The sequence below is a fragment of the Oleiphilus sp. HI0079 genome (assembly GCF_001635105.1).
Map to the genome: position 1 here is coordinate 1 of NZ_LWFT01001168.1, position 1084 is coordinate 1084.

At 49.2% G+C, this 1084-nt stretch carries 1 protein-coding gene and 1 pseudogene; both read right to left on the reverse strand.

Annotation, left to right across the window (positions count from 1 at the left end):
* The coding region (locus A3750_RS20805) for an aminotransferase class IV (protein WP_197475206.1) at positions 1-497 on the reverse strand (497 nt) is incomplete at its 3' end.
* Between the two features lie 119 nt (positions 498-616).
* A pseudogene (locus A3750_RS20810) lies at positions 617-1084 on the reverse strand (bifunctional glutamine synthetase adenylyltransferase/deadenyltransferase); the annotation flags it as partial.

The window sequence follows — 1084 nt, forward strand, 5'->3', positions numbered from 1 at the left end:
ATGTAGTGACCATTGGCTTTCGCTTTACACATGCTGATGTTTACATGGTGGCGGGTGTAAGATGATGTGCGTACTTTAATGCCTTTCTCGCGCAACTCAGGCGACATATATGACGGCCACTCCCATGCGGCCGCAATAACGTGCACTTTCAAGTTATCGGCACGCAAACCCATACCTTCTGATCCGTAAAAAACCATCGGGCGAAGGTAGGCTTCTTTCAGGTTATTTTCTTTTACGACAGCAAGTTGAGCCTGATTAATCTCTTCTTTAGAGAACGGCATATCCATGCGCATAATGTGCGCAGAACGGAAAAGACGGTCGGTATGATCCTGAAGTTTAAAGATCGCAGTACCTTTGTCTGTCTCGTATGCACGAACGCCCTCAAAGACACCCATGCCGTAATGAAGTGTGTGTGTTAACACGTGCACCTGCGCATCGCGCCAAGGAACCATTTCACCATCAAACCAAATGAGGCCATCTCTATCAGCCATCGACATTGCGCACCACTCCTTACGTATGCCGGACAAACCGGCATTATGATCTCAAATTAAACAAAAAGGTTGCGTATTCTAGCACCTAAGATTGTCTTAGCCTACGGATAAACAGGGCTCTAGAGTCATTCTTTGAACAACTCGGCAAAAGCGCGCTGCACCTGCTCTCGCTCTTTGGCAAAGCCATTCAGACCACCGGGATAACTGACACCCGAGAGACTCTTTCGGTGCAGCGCCGACCGTAAAGCTCGGTACGCATCAATCAAGACCGCAAACTCCAAAGGCACATCGACGGTGGCCGCTAGAGATTCAAGCAAGCGAACATTGTCGGTCCAACGCACAAGCTCAGGGTAGTCCTGAGCATAAGCTAGAATCAGATACTGGGTAATGAACTCAATATCAATCAACCCACCTCGACCCTGCTTGATATTCTGATCCGCTATTTCTTGCGATTTGAGCTTATCCACCGCAGCGAGGCGCATTTTTTGACGCATTCCAGCCACTTCGGCCAGCAAATCAGTAAGATCGCGCTGCTTGCAAAGCACGTCCTGACGCACTCGATCGAACTCGCCTCCTAAAGCAGAATCGCCAGC